The organism is Agromyces seonyuensis, from assembly GCF_009789225.1.
Taxonomy (GTDB): domain Bacteria; phylum Actinomycetota; class Actinomycetes; order Actinomycetales; family Microbacteriaceae; genus Agromyces; species Agromyces seonyuensis.
Genome location: NZ_WSTA01000029.1, coordinates 1 through 14,280, shown reverse-complemented (window position 1 = coordinate 14,280; position 14,280 = coordinate 1). Strand labels below are relative to the sequence as shown.

General features: G+C 72.1%; 15 protein-coding genes. 8 read left to right on the top strand and 7 right to left on the bottom strand.

The annotated features are described in order from the left end of the window. Positions 1–71: 71 nt before the first annotated feature. Positions 72–1,058, bottom strand: coding sequence for a substrate-binding domain-containing protein (locus GB864_RS08280; RefSeq protein ID WP_160423963.1), 987 nt, complete (start codon positions 1,056–1,058; stop codon positions 72–74). Between the two features lie 536 nt (positions 1,059–1,594). On the opposite strand from GB864_RS08280, the gene GB864_RS08275 reads away from it, so the two are divergent. Next, on the top strand, positions 1,595–2,011 hold the full coding sequence (locus tag GB864_RS08275; protein WP_160423961.1) for a VOC family protein: 417 nt from the start codon (positions 1,595–1,597) through the stop codon (positions 2,009–2,011). A gap of 35 nt (positions 2,012–2,046) precedes the next feature. Then, on the top strand, positions 2,047–2,481 hold the full coding sequence (locus tag GB864_RS08270) for a pyrimidine dimer DNA glycosylase/endonuclease V (protein WP_160423959.1): 435 nt from the start codon (positions 2,047–2,049) through the stop codon (positions 2,479–2,481). A 218-nt stretch (positions 2,482–2,699) separates the two neighbouring features. Here the strand turns inward: GB864_RS08270 and fdhD are convergent, their stop codons facing one another. Beyond that, positions 2,700–3,572, bottom strand: a complete 873-nt coding sequence (gene fdhD / locus GB864_RS08265) for a formate dehydrogenase accessory sulfurtransferase FdhD (RefSeq protein WP_160423957.1) — start codon at positions 3,570–3,572, stop codon at positions 2,700–2,702. 94 nt (positions 3,573–3,666) lie between these two features. On the opposite strand from fdhD, the gene GB864_RS08260 reads away from it, so the two are divergent. Further along, a complete protein-coding gene (locus tag GB864_RS08260) occupies positions 3,667–6,012 on the top strand; it encodes an FdhF/YdeP family oxidoreductase (protein ID WP_160423954.1) in 2,346 nt (781 codons plus the stop codon). Positions 6,013–6,051: 39 nt separating this feature from the next. On the opposite strand, the gene GB864_RS08255 is transcribed toward GB864_RS08260, so the two are convergent. Next, complete coding sequence (locus GB864_RS08255; RefSeq protein ID WP_160423952.1) at positions 6,052–6,564, bottom strand: MarR family winged helix-turn-helix transcriptional regulator; 513 nt, start codon at positions 6,562–6,564, stop codon at positions 6,052–6,054. A gap of 20 nt (positions 6,565–6,584) precedes the next feature. Then, the gene (locus GB864_RS08250) at positions 6,585–6,782 is read right to left on the bottom strand and encodes a hypothetical protein (protein WP_160423951.1); all 198 of its coding nucleotides are present in this window, start codon (positions 6,780–6,782) and stop codon (positions 6,585–6,587) included. 138 nt (positions 6,783–6,920) lie between these two features. Here GB864_RS08250 and GB864_RS08245 point away from each other — a divergent pair, with 138 nt between their 5' ends. Together GB864_RS08245 and GB864_RS08240 are read left to right on the top strand one after the other, a co-directional pair. Then, the gene (locus tag GB864_RS08245; RefSeq protein ID WP_160423949.1) at positions 6,921–7,118 is read left to right on the top strand and encodes a hypothetical protein; all 198 of its coding nucleotides are present in this window, start codon (positions 6,921–6,923) and stop codon (positions 7,116–7,118) included. 69 nt (positions 7,119–7,187) lie between these two features. Continuing rightward, complete coding sequence (locus tag GB864_RS08240; RefSeq protein WP_202107077.1) at positions 7,188–7,568, top strand: DUF7882 family protein; 381 nt, start codon at positions 7,188–7,190, stop codon at positions 7,566–7,568. A gap of 69 nt (positions 7,569–7,637) precedes the next feature. Here the strand turns inward: GB864_RS08240 and GB864_RS08235 are convergent, their stop codons facing one another. Further along, the gene (locus GB864_RS08235) at positions 7,638–8,612 is read right to left on the bottom strand and encodes a LacI family DNA-binding transcriptional regulator (protein ID WP_336603926.1); all 975 of its coding nucleotides are present in this window, start codon (positions 8,610–8,612) and stop codon (positions 7,638–7,640) included. A 135-nt stretch (positions 8,613–8,747) separates the two neighbouring features. Between GB864_RS08235 and GB864_RS08230 the strand changes: the two genes are divergently transcribed. Together GB864_RS08230 and GB864_RS08225 are read left to right on the top strand one after the other, a co-directional pair. Beyond that, positions 8,748–9,203 carry a PNPOx family protein gene (locus GB864_RS08230; protein WP_160423945.1) on the top strand — a complete coding sequence of 152 codons (456 nt, stop codon included), beginning with the start codon at positions 8,748–8,750 and terminating at the stop codon, positions 9,201–9,203. Between the two features lie 122 nt (positions 9,204–9,325). After that, positions 9,326–9,709, top strand: coding sequence for a TM2 domain-containing protein (locus tag GB864_RS08225; RefSeq protein ID WP_160423943.1), 384 nt, complete (start codon positions 9,326–9,328; stop codon positions 9,707–9,709). A 13-nt stretch (positions 9,710–9,722) separates the two neighbouring features. Here GB864_RS08225 and GB864_RS08220 read toward each other — a convergent pair whose 3' ends face one another. Then, entirely contained in the window at positions 9,723–10,250 is a 528-nt protein-coding gene (locus tag GB864_RS08220) for an SRPBCC domain-containing protein (protein WP_160423941.1), read from the bottom strand. Between the two features lie 104 nt (positions 10,251–10,354). Between GB864_RS08220 and GB864_RS08215 the strand changes: the two genes are divergently transcribed. Further along, the gene (locus GB864_RS08215; protein ID WP_160423939.1) at positions 10,355–11,689 is read left to right on the top strand and encodes an MFS transporter; all 1,335 of its coding nucleotides are present in this window, start codon (positions 10,355–10,357) and stop codon (positions 11,687–11,689) included. Between the two features lie 33 nt (positions 11,690–11,722). Here GB864_RS08215 and GB864_RS08210 read toward each other — a convergent pair. Next, a partial coding sequence (locus GB864_RS08210; RefSeq protein WP_160423937.1) for a DEAD/DEAH box helicase occupies positions 11,723–14,280 on the bottom strand: 2,558 nt, incomplete at its 5' end.

Sequence of the window (14,280 nt, the reverse complement as noted above, 5' to 3'; positions counted from 1 at the left end):
AGCGACGCGTATCGAGACCTCGCGAGGTCTCGATACGCGGCTTCGCCGCTGCTCGACCAGCGGTCGGCGGATCAGTACTGCCGGTCGGGCAGGGCTTCGATCGCCTGCTCCTGGGTGAAGGTCGTCTCCTCCGTGATGATGCGGGGCTCGACGGTGCCGCCCTCGTTCAGGGTGGTGATGATGTCGACCAGCTGCTTGCCGAGCAGCGGCGAGCACTCGACGATGAAGTTGATCTTGCCATCGGCGAGGGCCTGCATGCCGTCGTGGACCGCGTCGACCGTGACGATCTTGATGTCCTGGCCGGGCACGAGGCCGGCGGCCTCGATCGCCTCGATCGCACCGAGGCCCATGTCGTCGTTGTGCGCGTACACGAGGTCGATGTCGGGGTTGGCCTTCAGCATCGCCTCCATGACCTGCTTGCCGCCGGCGCGGGTGAAGTCGCCGGTCTGGCTCGCGATGACCTGGAGGTTCTCGTTCTCCGAGATGACGTCGGCGAAGCCCTCGGCGCGGTCGATGGCCGGCGCGGCACCGGTCGTGCCCTCGAGCTGGACGATGTTCACGGGCTCGGTGGCGTCGGCGTACTCGTCGAGCACCCACTGGCCGGCCTTCTTGCCCTCTTCGATGAAGTCGGAGCCGAGGAAGGAGACGTAGAGCGAGGTGTCCTTGCTGTCGACCGCACGGTCGGTCAGCACGACGGGGATGCCCGCGGCCTTCGCCTCGTTGAGCACGGCGTCCCAGCCGGTCTCGACGACGGGCGAGAACGCGATGTAGTCGACGCCCTGCTGGATGTAGGAGCGGATCGCCTTGATCTGGTTCTCCTGCTTCTGCTGGGCGTCGGAGAACTTCAGCTCGATCCCGGCGTCTTCGAACGACGCCTGGATGTCCTTGGTGTTCGCGGTGCGCCAGCCGGACTCGGCGCCGACCTGCGCGAAGCCGACCACGAGCTCGTCGAGCGCCTTGGGGCCGCTCGATTCGCTGGCAGCGTCGCCGCCGGCGCAGCCCGCGAGCCCGAGGATCAGGGCCCCGGCGGCCGCGAGCGAGAGGAACTTCTTGTTCACGGTGAACCTCCTTGTTCAGTGCCGGCTGTGCTGCGTCTCTCGGTGCCGTCGCAGTGGGGGGCGTGGCGCGTCGTGCTGCTGCAGCTCGTCGCGTTCGGCCGGTGCCGGGCGCCCGTCGTTGGGCGCGTCGAGATGTTATCGCTCACAATCTGCGAATCACAAGCGCTTCGTTCCGCCCGGAATGTCACGGTTCTGCAACGGCGCCCCCTGAATGTGAGCGCTCATATTTGTGCCGCCTCGCCGAGTCCGGGCCCGAACTGCTCCAGCGCCCCGGATTCCCGCGGATCCGGGCGACCCCGGAGCGGCCGGTGGCGGGATGTTATCGCTCACAACCGCGCCGCTCAACGAGCGTGCGCCGAGTGGGCCGACGAGAGGTCCGACCTCGACGCGAACCGGTCGACGGCGAGCAGCGAGTGGCGGCCGGGCCGGGCGGCGCCGGTGGGGGCTTCGACGCGTCCGCGACGGGGTTCCGGATGTCCCCGGTCGGTGCGAGGCTGCCCCCGGACGCACGATCCTGCTCGCGAACGGAGACGACGATGACCTCGGCCAGCACCTATCTCAGCTTCAACGGCAACGCCCGTGAGGCGATGGCGTACTACCAGGAGGTGTTCGGCGGCGAGCTGACCGTCTCGACGTACTCCGAGTTCGGCATGAACGAGCGCCCGGAGGACGGCGACCTCGTCATGCACAGCCAGCTCACCGGGCCCGGCTTCGACCTCATGGGCTCCGACGCGACCGCCCAGTACCCGGCCAAGCCCTTCGGCGGCTTCGCCGTCGCGCTGTGGGGCGAACCGGCCGACGACGCGACGCTTCGCGGGTGGTGGGCGGCGCTCGCCGACGGCGGCACGATCGCCATGCCGCTCGAGAACGCGCCGTGGGGCGACGCGTTCGGGCAGCTCGACGACAAGTACGGAGTCACCTGGATGATCAACATCGGCACGGTCGCCACCTGAGGCACGCCACTCGGCGCACGTCGTAGGCTCACGGGGTGCGGCTCTGGTCTTTGCATCCCCGGTTCCTCGACCGCCAGGGCCTCACGGCGTGCTGGCGCGAGGCTCTGCTCGCCCAGGCCGTGCTCGCCGGGCGCACCGCGGGCTACCGCCGTCACCCCCAGCTCGAGCGATTCCGGGCGGGCGAGGCGCCGCTCGACCTCGTCGGGGCCTTCCTCGCGGGCGTCGCCGACGAAGCGACCGCGCGCGGCTACCGGTTCGACCGCACCCGCATCGACGTGCTGCGGGTCGGCCCGATCGCCCCGGCGATCGACGTCAGCGACGGCCAGCTCGACTACGAGTGGGGGCACCTGCTGCGCAAGCTCCGCACGCGCTCGCCCGAGCGCGCGCTCGACCTCGAGGACGCCTCGCCGGCTCCGCATCCGTTGTTCCGCGTCGTGCCGGGTCCCCTGGCGGCGTGGGAGCGGCCCTAGCCGCTCCGCTGGTCGAGCGTATCCAGACCCCGCAACCGCCGGGTCTCGATACGGCGCTGCGCGCCTACTCGACCAACGAAGGAGGCCCCACCGGTCTCGATACGGCGCTGCGCGCCGACTCGACCAACGAAGGGCGCCCCACCGGGTCTCGATACGGCGCTGCGCGCCGAGTCGACCAACGAAGGGCGCCCCACCGGTCTCGAGACGGCGCTGCGCGCCTACTCGACCAGCCGGATGCGCTCGGGGTGGGCGTAGACCGTGAAGCTCGTGCCGCGGCTGAAGCCGACGAGCGTGAGCCCCGACCGCTCGGCGAGCTGCTGCGCGAGCGAGGACGGCGCGCTCACCGCCGCGAGCACGGGGATGCCCGCGAGCCGCGCCTTCTGCACGAGCTCGAAGGAGGCGCGCCCCGACACCTGGAGCACGGTGCCCGACAGCGGCAGCCGCCCCTCGCGCAGCGCCCAGCCGACGACCTTGTCGACGGCGTTGTGCCGGCCGACGTCCTCGCGGAGGCACAGCAGTTCGCCCTCGGCGGTGAAGAGCCCCGCGGCATGCACGCCGCCCGTCGAGTCGAAGAGCCGCTGCTGCGCACGCAGGCGGTCGGGCAGGGATGCGAGCAGGCCCGCGTCGACGAGGGCCGCGTCGCCGTCGGCATCCAGCTCGAATCGGGCCTCCTTGGTGACGGCGTCGATCGAGGTCGTGCCGCAGACGCCGCACGCGCTCGTCGTCGTCGAGTGCCGCGCGTGGGCGTCCCGGGGCGGGATCGCCCCCGGCCCGAGCACGGCATCCACGACGTTGTAGGTGTTCTCGGCGCGTTCACCGGTCTCGGTGACCCCGGCGCAGTAGCGCAACGACGCGAGCTCGGGCGCCGCGGCGACGACGCCCTCGGAGACGAGGAACCCCGCGACGAGGTCGAAGTCGTCGCCCGGCGTGCGCATCGTGACCGACCACGATCGGCCCCCGATGCGGATCTCGAGAGGCTCCTCGACGGCGAGCACGTCCTCGCGCGTCGAGCGCGATGGACCGGGCGCGTCGGCGGGCTCGCTCCCCCAGCGCACGCGGGTGACGCGGCGGCGCAGCACGGCTCGGGACATGGGGACTCCTTCGTTCACCACATCATGCATCCGCTGCGCGCCGGCGCGCCCATCCGGACGGGTTCGGCTTCGATTGCAGCGCTACGCTGCCCGCATGGCGAAGCAGGCACCGGAGCACGGCATCGACGAGTCCCGCCTCGAGGTGGGGCGCCCGAAGGACTGGGCCGTCGGCGTGCCGGGGGTGCTGCACGCGATGCAGGTGTCGCTCGACCAGATGGGCGTCGCCCGCACGGCGCGCACGCTGCTGCGCGTCAATCAGAAGGACGGCTTCGACTGCCCCGGCTGCGCCTGGCCCGAGGAGGACAAGCGCCACGTCGCCGAGTTCTGCGAGAACGGCGCGAAAGCCGTCGCCGAGGAGGCCACGCTGCGCCGCGTCGGGCCCGCGTTCTTCGCCGAGCACTCCGTCGCCGAGCTCGCGGAGCAGGACGACTACTGGCTCGGCCAGCAGGGCCGTCTGGTGTTCCCGATGGTGCTCGAGCCGGGCGCGACGCACTACCGCGAGGCATCCTGGGACGAGGCCCTCGACCTCGTCGCCGAGGCCCTGCGCGGCCTCGACGATCCCGACGAGGCGATCTTCTACACGTCGGGCCGCACCTCCAACGAGGCCGCGTTCCTCTACCAGCTGCTCGTGCGCGGGCTCGGCACGAACAACCTGCCCGACTGCTCGAACATGTGCCACGAGTCCTCCGGCACGGCCCTGAACGAGACCATCGGCATCGGCAAGGGCACCGTCACGATCGAGGACCTGCACCGTGCCGACCTCGTCATCGTCGCCGGCCAGAACCCCGGTACCAACCATCCCCGGATGCTCTCGGCGCTCGAGAAGACGAAACGCAACGGCGGCACGGTCATCGCCGTCAATCCGCTGCCGGAGGCCGGGCTCAAGCGCTTCAAGAACCCGCAGCTCGTGCGCGGCGTCATCGGCGACGGCACGCCCATCGCCGACGAGTTCGTGCAGATCCGCCTCGGCGGCGACCAGGCCCTCTTCCAGGCGCTCGGCAAGCACCTGCTCGAGCAGCACGAGCGCTGGGGCCGCGTGCTCGACGAGGAGTTCATCGAGGTGCACACCTCCGGCTTCGCCGAGTACGCCCAGGCGATGCAGGATGCCTCGTGGGACGAGCTCGCCCTCGCCACCGGCCTGAGCGTCGAGCACCTCCACGAACTCGGCGAGTACGTGCGCGCCTCGAAGCGCACGATCGTGTGCTGGGCGATGGGCCTGACGCAGCACAAGCACTCGGTCGCGACCCTGCGCGACGTCGTGAACCTCCTGCTGCTGCGCGGCGACATCGGCCGGGAGGGCGCCGGCGTCTGCCCGGTGCGCGGCCACTCGAACGTGCAGGGCGACCGTACGATGGGCATCTTCGAGAAGATGCCGGAGCGCTTCCTGGCCGCGCTCGACGCGGAGTTCGCCTTCGAGGCGCCGCGGGGGCACGGGCACGACACCGTCAACGCGATCCGCGCGATGCGCGACGGCCGCGGTCGCGTGTTCATGGGGATGGGCGGCAACTTCGTCTCGGCGGCGCCCGACACCGCCGTCACCGAGGCCGCGCTGCGCAACTGCGACCTGACCGTGCAGGTGTCCACGAAGCTCAACCGCTCCCACGTCGTGACCGGCCGCCGCGCGGTCATCCTGCCGGTGCTCGGCCGCACGGACCGCGACCGGCGCGGCCGCGGGGAACCCGAGCAGCGCGTCACCGTCGAGGACTCGATGGGCGCCGTGCACGCCTCGCGCGGACGGCTCTTCCCGCCCTCGGAGGACCTGCCCTCGGAGGTCGCGGTCGTCACGCGCCTCGCCCGGCGGCTCTTCACGGGCCCGGATGCCGTGCCGAACGCGCCGCAGGCGGACTGGAACGCGCTCGAGGTCGACTACGCGGGCATCCGCGCCCACATCGAGGCGGTCGTGCCGGGCTTCGAGGACTTCGAGTCGCGCGTGGCCGGCGGCAAGACGCTCATGCTGCCGAACGGGCCGCGCGACGACCGCTCCTTCGCGACGGCGACCGGCAAGGCCCGGTTCACCGCGAACCCGCTCGAGTACCCGAGGATCCCGGAGGGCCGCCTGCTGCTGCAGACGCTGCGCTCGCACGACCAGTACAACACCACGATCTACGGCAAGGACGACCGCTACCGGGGCATCGCGCACGGTCGCCGCGTCGTGCTCGTGCATGCGGAGGATGCGACGGAGCTGGGCTTCGCCGAGGGCGAGCTCGTCGACCTCGTCTCCGAGTGGCCGGACGGGCTCGAGCGCCGCGCCGAGGCGTTCCGGGTGACGCACTACGACACCCCGCGCGGCAACGCCGCCGCGTACTACCCCGAGACGAACGTGCTCGTGCCGCTCGACTCCGTCGCCGACGGCTCGGGCACGCCGACCTCGAAGTCGATCGTCATCCGGCTGGAGCGCCGCGGGGGCGGGCCGACCGCGATCGAGCAGCCGACCGAGTAGCGGCGGCGACGCCCGAGCGTCCGGCGGGTCGGCCGGCCGTCAGTCGGATTCGATCGGCGCGATGGCCTCGAGCGCGTCGGCGATGCGCCGGAGCACCGCCGCCGCGGCGTCGGCCTCCACGTCGGTCAGGCCGTCGATGACGGAGACGACCGCGGCATCGCGAGCATGGTAGGCGTCGTCGACGTGCCGGATGCCGAGCTCGGTCGGCACGAGGTAATGCGCGCGCCGGTCCTTGGGATGCTGGACGCGCGCGAGGTAGCCCCGGTTCACGAGCCGCTCGAGCACGTTCGTCACGGTCGCGCTCGACGTCGCGAGCATGATGATGACGTCCTTCGGGCTGAGGTCTCGGCCGTCGCGATGCCCCTGCACGAGGTAGCGGAGCGCCGCGAGATCGACCGCCGAGAGCTCGGATCGCCGCACCGCGCGCTCGGCCTGGAGCCGCTCCGCCTGCCGCATGCGCAGCACGACGGCGGAGAGGCGCTGCCCGGACTCGGTCTGCGGCTGGTTCGCGTAGAGGTGCTCACCCTCATGGCGAACGACGGTCTTGGGCATGCGTACCTCCGAGCTGTTCCCTATCGGACCGGGTCGGTGATCGCGGCACGTGCCGCCGACGACGAGGAGAACTCCCCGAGTCGACCGCCCACGTGGTCCTGGGCGAGGAACGTCTCCGCCCCCGTCCGTTCGATCGTGCCGAGGAACACGCCCTGGGCGTTGCCGGCCCAGAATCCCTCGTCGACTTCGCTCCACGTACCGAGCTCGATCGCGGTCATTTCGTCCTCCGAAGATAGCAGACAGAAGTTGTAACACACGGAAGATTACACAGTTTCTGTACTTCTTCGATTCTGTGATTGACAGTGGATATGAAATGTGAAAACTTAGGCATCACCGACGCAAGGAGGATGACCGAGATGAACCGATCGACCGTTCCGACCCGCCGCACCGCCGCTTCGCCGGCCGACCAGACTGCCCGCCCGATGCCCGTCCGCCGCCGCGAGATCGGACTCGACCTCGTGCCGAAGCCCCGGCGATTCGGCTTCGGCGGCGTCGCCGACAGCCTCGCCGAGCGCCGCCACCTCCGGCGCATGCACCTCCAGCACGCCGCCTGACGACGGCCTGCGCTCCCCTCGCACCGCCTCTCCCCGCATCCCCGCACCACCCGACCGGAAGGACCCACCATGGGACGCCTCTGCTACGGCACCCTCGACGAACCGATCGAGATCCCGGACTGGACGCTCGCGCACATCAAGGTCGTCGCCACCACCAAGCTCCGCCGCGGCGAGACCTTCATGCTCACCGGCATCGACCGCTCGGCCGAGCGCCGTACGTCGCTCTGGATGAACCCGGCGATGCCGCTGCGCTTCACCTTCGACACCGTCGAACTCGAGACCCTCGACCGAGAGTTGCTGCAGTCGCTCGCCCGCGCCGCCGACTCCAACGCCGGACTCGTGGTGGACCTCGACGAGCCGAACGCGGCGATGCCTGCGACGCCCACGGCACCCGCACGCCCCGTGGCGCCGATCCGCGCGGCAAAGAGCCGCGCCAAGGTCGCCGCCTGAACTCGTCGCCCCGGTCGCGCGCGACGGGTTCGGCTGCCTCGGCCGAGTCGCGCACGACCGGTTCGGCCGCTAGGCCGAGTCGCGCACGACCAGTTCGGCGGGCAGCGTGACACGCGCGGCCACACGGCCGTCGATGACGTCGAGCAGCAGGCGCACCATCTCGTGCGCGACGCGGTCGAACGGCTGGCGCATCGTCGTCAGCCCCGGCTCGAGCCGGGATGCGATGGGCGCGTCGTCGAACCCGGCGACCGCGACGTCCTCCGGGACCCGACGGCCGGCCTCGCGCAGCACCTCGAGGGCGCCCGACGCCATGACGTCGTTCGACGCGAACACCGCATCGAGGTCGGGGGCTCGGCGCAGCAGTTCGCGCATGCCCCGCACGCCGCTCGCCCGCGAGTAGTCGCCCTCGACGACGAGCGTCGGATCGAAGTCCTCGCCGAGCTCGGCGCGATAGCCCTCGAGCCGACCGATGCCGCCGGAGGTGTCGGCGGGGCCGGTGATCGTCGCGATGCGGCGGCGACCCGAGTCGCGCAGGTGCGCGACCATCTGCCGAGCGCCGTCGACGTCGTCGACCGTGACGTAGCCGATCTTGCGCTCGTACCCGAGCGGGATGCCGCAGGCGATCACCGGCACGTCCGCCGCGACGAGGTCGGCGAGGAAGCCCTCGCGTCCGCGGTGCGACGAGACGAGCAGCGCGCCGTCGACGTGGCCGCCGGAGATGAACTCGGTCGCGCGGCGCTGCTCGGCGTCGGAGCCGGCCATGAGCAGCACGAGCGGGAGGTCGCGCTCGGCGAGCGCCTCGGCGGCGCCGCGCATGAGCACGGAGAAGTTCGGGTCCTCGAAGAGCCGGTCCTGCGACTCGGTGAGCAGGAACGCGATCGAGTTGGCACGAGAGGTCGCGAGGCTGCGCGCGTGCGGGTTCGGCCGGTAGCCGGTGCGCTTGATCGCCTGCTCGACGGCGACGCGGGCGTCGTCGCTCACCCAGTGCCCGCCGTTGAGCACGCGCGACACGGTGCCGCGCGACACCCCGGACTCGCGCGCCACGTCTTCGATCGTCGGGCGCCTGCGCCCGGACTCAGCCACGGTCCTCAGCCATTCGCCAAGTGTAGGCGCCGGAGCACAACGGAAACGTACGCCCCGCACGCAGCGGCGCCACGCCGTGGACGCTAGCCTGCCCGCATGCCGATGGGCCGGATCAAGCGCGGGTGGCTCGCGTTCATCAAGGGCGGGCTGAACCGCGCGACGGCGGCGAGCGCGCGCAGCGGCGTCGGCCCCTTCGCCCTCATCCGCACGACGGGCCGCAAGTCGGGCCGCACGTTCGAGACGCCGCTCGTGCTCGCACCGGTGGCCGGCGGGTTCGTCTGCGAACTCACCTACGGTGACGGCGTGAACTGGTACCGCAACCTGGTCGCCGCCGCCCGACGCGGCGACGACGGGCCGATCGGATTCGTCGAGCATCGCGGCCGCGAGCACCCGATCGATCGGATCGTGCCGGTCCCGCCCGAGGCGGGACTGGCGGCCTTCGGCGGCGTGCGCGCACTGATCCTCCGGGCTCTCCGACGACGGGAGTTCCGCTTCCTCCACGTCGTCGGCGGGCCCGATCCGCGCGCCGTCCGCGGGCTGCCGCCGCTCTGACCCGGGCTCGCACCGGGCCCGTGTTGCGGTCGGGTCACAACCTCGCCGATCGGCGCGGTGCGTCTCCGCGCCGCTGCTAGCGTCGCCCCCGTACGAGGGACGTCGAAGCACGAGGAGGACCGATGACGAACGCGGACGCGAACTCCCGCGCGGGCTACCGCGCGGCGCCCGGCACGGCCGTCTCGGTCGCCGATACGGGCAAGTCGTTCGTCGCGACGTGGCTGCTCTCGTGGCTCCTGGGCGCGCTCGGCATCGACCGCTTCTACCTCGGCAAGGTCGGCACGGGCATCCTGAAGCTCATCACCTTCGGCGGCCTCGGCATCTGGTGGCTCGTCGACCTGATCCTCGTGCTCACGGGTGCGCAGCGCGACAAGCAGGGCCGTCCGCTCTCCGGCTACGAGGAGCAGAAGCGCACGGCGTGGATCGTGACGCTCACCCTCGTCGCCGCCTCGCTCATCCTCGGCGGCATCACCAACGTCTTCAACGCGTTCTGGTACTGGAACTGATCCGGTCGTCGGCTCAACGCAGTTCGCCGTAGTACCGGCCCATGCCGGGCAGGTAGTCCGGTTCGAACACGATCGACGCGGGATCGCCGCCGGTCGCGGCCGCGACGAGCCGGTCGAGGTAGTACTCCCATCCGGGCCCGACGCTCGCGAGGTCGACCCCGAGGTCGTGGGCCGCGGCCTGTGCGAAGCGCAGGAGCGTGACGCCGTCGGCGCCGAGCAGTTCGACGCGCAGCCGCCACGAGTCGTCGCCGACGGCGGTCTCGAGGTCGAGCAGGTGCGGGGCCTCGCACGCGTGGATGCGGGTGTCGGCCCACGGCGCATCCGCGCCTTCGGCGGTCATCGCGAATCGCACGGACCCGCTGCCCGGGTCGCCCTCCCACGTTCCGATCCAGCGTTCGAGCCGCGCCGGCTCCACGAGGTTCGCCCAGACGAGCTCGATGGATGCCTCGATGCGGCGCTCGATCCGAAGCTCGACGCCGAACGGCCCGCCCTCCAGCCGTCCGCTCGGGCCGGGTGCACCTGCCCCGTTCGTTCCGTCCATTGCGATCCCCCTTCGCCGACGTGGCCGGATTCCGACGCTACCGCCCCCGGCCCGTGTTCCGTCCAGCGGGCGGGTCGCACTCGGCTGCGAACTTTTGTTGGACAATGGATCACGTGACTGCTCTCCCCGCCGCTTCCCCCGCTCCGGCGACCGGAACCTGGCGGGCGTGGCTCATCTGGTCGATCGGGGTGCTCGCGTACGTCGTCGCCATCGTCAACCGCACCTCGCTCTCGGCGGTCGGCGTCGACACCGCCGAGCGGTTCCACGCCGACGCGTCGACGCTGTCGATGTTCGCCGTCATCCAGCTCGCGGTCTACGGCATCATGCAGATCCCCGTCGGGCTCCTGCTCGACCGCTTCGGCGCGCGCCCCCTCATCGTCGTCGGCATGGTGCTCATGTCGGCCGGGCAGCTCGCCCTCGCCTTCGCCGACCACGTCGGCCTCGCCATCGTCGCGCGCATGCTCATCGGCGCCGGCGACGCCGCGATCTTCCCGAGCGCCCTCCGGCTCATCGCCCTCTGGTTCGACGAGAAACGCGCCCCGTTCCTCATCCAGCTCACGGGCATCCTCGGCCAGACGGGCCAGATCATCTCAGTGCTGCCGCTCGCCGCGCTCCTGCACGCGACGAGCTGGGAGGTCGCGTTCGGCTCGCTCTCCGCGGTCGCGGCCCTCTTCGCCGTGCTCTCCCTCGCGCTCATCCGCAACGAGCCCCCCGGCTCGACGGGCGGGCGCAAGGTGGTCTCCGCGCTCGAGCTCGGCCGCGGCTTCCGCGACTCGTGGGCGCACCCGGCGACCCGGCTCGGGTTCTGGACCCACTTCACCACCCCGTTCGCCGGCACCGCCTTCGTGCTGCTCTGGGGCTTCCCGTTCATGACGGAGGGCCTCGGCGTCTCGGGCCCGACCGCCTCCCTCGTGCTCACGGTCTACGTGCTCTTCGGCCTCGTGATGGGACCGATCATCGGCGCGATCTCCGGTCGGCATCCGATGCGGCGCACGCGCCTGCTCGCGCTGCCGATCATCGGGGTGCAGGTCGCGGCGTGGCTCGCAGTCATCCTCTGGCCCGGCGCCGCCCCCGAGTGGATGCTCTTCGTGCTCGCCTTCGCCCTCTCCGTCGGCGGTCCCGGCTCGATGGTCGCGTTCGACCACGCCCGCACCTACAACCCGAGCCACCGCCTGTCGACCGCGACCGGCATCGTGAACGTCGGCGGGTTCTTCGCCGCCCTCCTCGCGATCCTGCTCATCGGCATCGCGCTCGACCTGCAGGGCGCCGGCACCCCCGACACCTACACGCTCGCCGCGTTCAAGATCGCGTTCCTCACCCAGGTGCCGCTCTGGGCCCTCGGCTCGGCGTGCATCGTGATCGAACGCCGTCGTGCGCGCATCCATCTCGGCCTCGACGCCCCGCGCGAGCGGCGGCGGAAGCCCGGTCGCGCGCGCTGACGCGTCGAGCCCGCCGATCGGCCGGACGCTCGATCAGTCGAGCAGCGCGCGGAGTTCGCCCGAGGTGAGGCCGGCGCCCGCACCGCCCGGCGCATCCAGGAGCGACTCGGCGAGCTCGCCCTTGCGGGCTGCGAGCGCGAGCACCTTCTGCTCGATCGTGCCCGCGGCGACGAGCCGGTAGACCATCACCTGGCGCTCCTGCCCGATGCGGTGCGTGCGGTCGATCGCCTGCTCCTCGACCGCCGGGTTCCACCAGGGGTCGGCGAGGAAGACGTAGTCGGCCTCGGTGAGGTTGAGGCCGACGCCGCCGGCCTTGAGGGAGATGAGGAAGACGCCCGCCTCGCCGGCGCGGAACCGCGCGATCTCGGCGTCCCGCCGTTTCATGCTCGTCGAGCCGTCGAGCCGGGCGAAGGCCGCCCCGGCGCGTTCGAGCCGCGCCTGGATGCGATCGAGGAACGTCGTGAACTGGCTGAAGACGAGGGCGCGATGGCCCTCTTGGATCACGTCGTCGAGCTGCTCGAGCAGGGCGTCGAGCTTCGCCGAGGGCACCTGCTCATGGGCCGCGTCGATGAGGGCGGCGTCGAGCGCGAGCATGCGGAGCAGCGTGATCGAGCGGTAGAGGATGAACCGCTGGCGGGACTCGTCCTCGTCGAGCAGATCGAGCAGCTTCTGCCGCTCGCGCTGCAGGGTCGCGTCGTAGAGTCGCCGATGCGCGGGCGCGAGCTCGAGCTCGAGCGTCTGCTCCTGCTTGGGCGGGAGTTCCGGGGCGACGAGTTCCTTCGTGCGGCGCAGCAGGAGCGGGCGGACGCGGTCGCGGAGCTCCGCCAGCCGCGCGACGTTGCCGCGCTCGATGGGACGCCGCCAGTGCTCGGTGAACCAGCGCCGCGACGGGAACAGCCCGGGCGCGACGATCGCGAGGATCGACCAGAGGTCGCCGAGGTGGTTCTCGACGGGGGTGCCCGTGAGGGCCAGGCGCACCGGTGCGCGAACCCCCGCGACTGCCGCATGCGATTTCGTCGCCGGGTTCTTCACCGCCTGCGCCTCGTCGATGACGAGCGCCCGCCACCGCAGCGCGTGGAACGCCGGCGCGGCGAGCCGGAGCACCGAGTAGGTCGTCACGACGAGATCGGCGGATGCGGCGGCCGCCGCGAGCGAGTCGGCCCTCGCCCCGCGGGTGCTCGAGACGAGCGCGACCCGGAGACCGGGCGCGAACCGTTCCGCCTCGCGCACCCAGTTCGTCGCGACGGACGTCGGGGCGACGACGAGGAACGGCCGCGGGGCGGCATCCTGCCCCTCGGCCGACCGGTCGAGCTCGCGGAGGTGCAGGAGCAGCGCGAGCGTCTGCACGGTCTTGCCGAGGCCCATGTCGTCGGCGAGGATGCCCCCGAGCCCGCGCTCCGCGAGGAACGCGAGCCGCCGGAACCCGTCGAGCTGGTAGGGGCGGAGGTCGGCCCGGAGGTCGGCCGGCGGCGCGATCGGGGCGACCTCGGCGTCCTCGAGCGAGCGCACGAGCTGCCGCCAGGCGACCGCGGGCTCCGCGAACTCGGCGAGGTCCTCGAAGTCGCTCGTGAGCCGCGCGCGCTCGGCCGGCGGCAGGTTCGTCTCCGGTTCCCATTCGCGCAGCAGACCGGCCTCCTCGAGCAGCGCCTTCAAAGGGTCCAGCTCCGGCCGGTCGAGCTTGAGGTAGCTGTTGTCGACGAGCTTCAGGCGCTTCGCGCCCTTCGCGAGGGCGATGAAGAGGGCTTGGAAGGCGACGCGGCGGCCGCCGACCGTGACGAGCACGCCGAGGTCGAGCCAGTCGGTGCGCGGATCGTCGACGCGCGTGACGGCGAGCTCCGGCACCGCGACCTCCTCGCGGTACGGCGGCAGCGGGTCGGACACGGCGACCTCGACGCCGGCCAATGCTTCGAGGGCGGGCAGCACTTCGACCGCGAACGAGGCGGCATCGGCGTCGCCGAGCACGGCCGTCTCGGGCACGGGCAGTGCGGTGAGGGACGTGGCGGGCCACGGCGACTCCGGCTCCCACCCGGCGAGCGCGGCGTGCACGCGGTCGAGCAGCGCGGAACGGTGCGCGAGCGGCTCGTCGAACTCGTCCTCGGGGGCGCCGAGGCGCAGTTCCTGCCCATCCGCGCGCCGCCAGCGCCACTCGAGCGCGAGGCGGTCGCCGCTCAGCCGGTCGACCCGCAGCACGAGCGTCGCGGGCGGCGGCGGCGGGGGTGTGAACGAGCCGTCGGCGCTGAAGATCGGCACGTGCCGGAGCAGCGCGGGCAGGTGGGTTCCGACGAACTCGGCCGACTCCTCGGCCGGCACCGCGAGCTCCTCGGGGGCGGCGAGCACGGCGGCCTGCACCTCGCTCGGCGCGCGGTCGAACGGGGCGAGGCGCAGCACCCCGGCGTCGAAGTCGACGGCGGCGAGCCCGTGGTCGCCGATGCGGCGCACTCCGGCGACGTCGTACTGGACGCCGTCGAAGCGCAGCACCGGGCGCAGGTCGAGCGCGGGGCGCACCGGCTCGCCGGGGTGCGGTTGGAGCGCGTCGCCGGCCCCTGCCGCCGCGCCCGGCTCCGCGGCCGTCAGCGCCGGCCCCGTCGCCC

What these genes read in the sequence shown, in the direction of transcription:
- GB864_RS08275 (WP_160423961.1), top strand. Translation starts at nt 1,595, where the DNA reads ATGACCTCGGCCAGCACCTATCTCAGCTTCAACGGCAACGCCCGTGAG.
- fdhD (WP_160423957.1), bottom strand. Translation starts at nt 3,572, where the DNA reads ATGTCCCGAGCCGTGCTGCGCCGCCGCGTCACCCGCGTGCGCTGGGGG.
- GB864_RS08260 (WP_160423954.1), top strand. Translation starts at nt 3,667, where the DNA reads ATGGCGAAGCAGGCACCGGAGCACGGCATCGACGAGTCCCGCCTCGAG.
- GB864_RS08255 (WP_160423952.1), bottom strand. Translation starts at nt 6,564, where the DNA reads ATGCCCAAGACCGTCGTTCGCCATGAGGGTGAGCACCTCTACGCGAAC.
- GB864_RS08250 (WP_160423951.1), bottom strand. Translation starts at nt 6,782, where the DNA reads ATGACCGCGATCGAGCTCGGTACGTGGAGCGAAGTCGACGAGGGATTC.
- GB864_RS08245 (WP_160423949.1), top strand. Translation starts at nt 6,921, where the DNA reads ATGAACCGATCGACCGTTCCGACCCGCCGCACCGCCGCTTCGCCGGCC.
- GB864_RS08240 (WP_202107077.1), top strand. Translation starts at nt 7,188, where the DNA reads ATGGGACGCCTCTGCTACGGCACCCTCGACGAACCGATCGAGATCCCG.
- GB864_RS08230 (WP_160423945.1), top strand. Translation starts at nt 8,748, where the DNA reads ATGCCGATGGGCCGGATCAAGCGCGGGTGGCTCGCGTTCATCAAGGGC.
- GB864_RS08225 (WP_160423943.1), top strand. Translation starts at nt 9,326, where the DNA reads ATGACGAACGCGGACGCGAACTCCCGCGCGGGCTACCGCGCGGCGCCC.
- GB864_RS08220 (WP_160423941.1), bottom strand. Translation starts at nt 10,250, where the DNA reads ATGGACGGAACGAACGGGGCAGGTGCACCCGGCCCGAGCGGACGGCTG.
- GB864_RS08215 (WP_160423939.1), top strand. Translation starts at nt 10,355, where the DNA reads ATGGATCACGTGACTGCTCTCCCCGCCGCTTCCCCCGCTCCGGCGACC.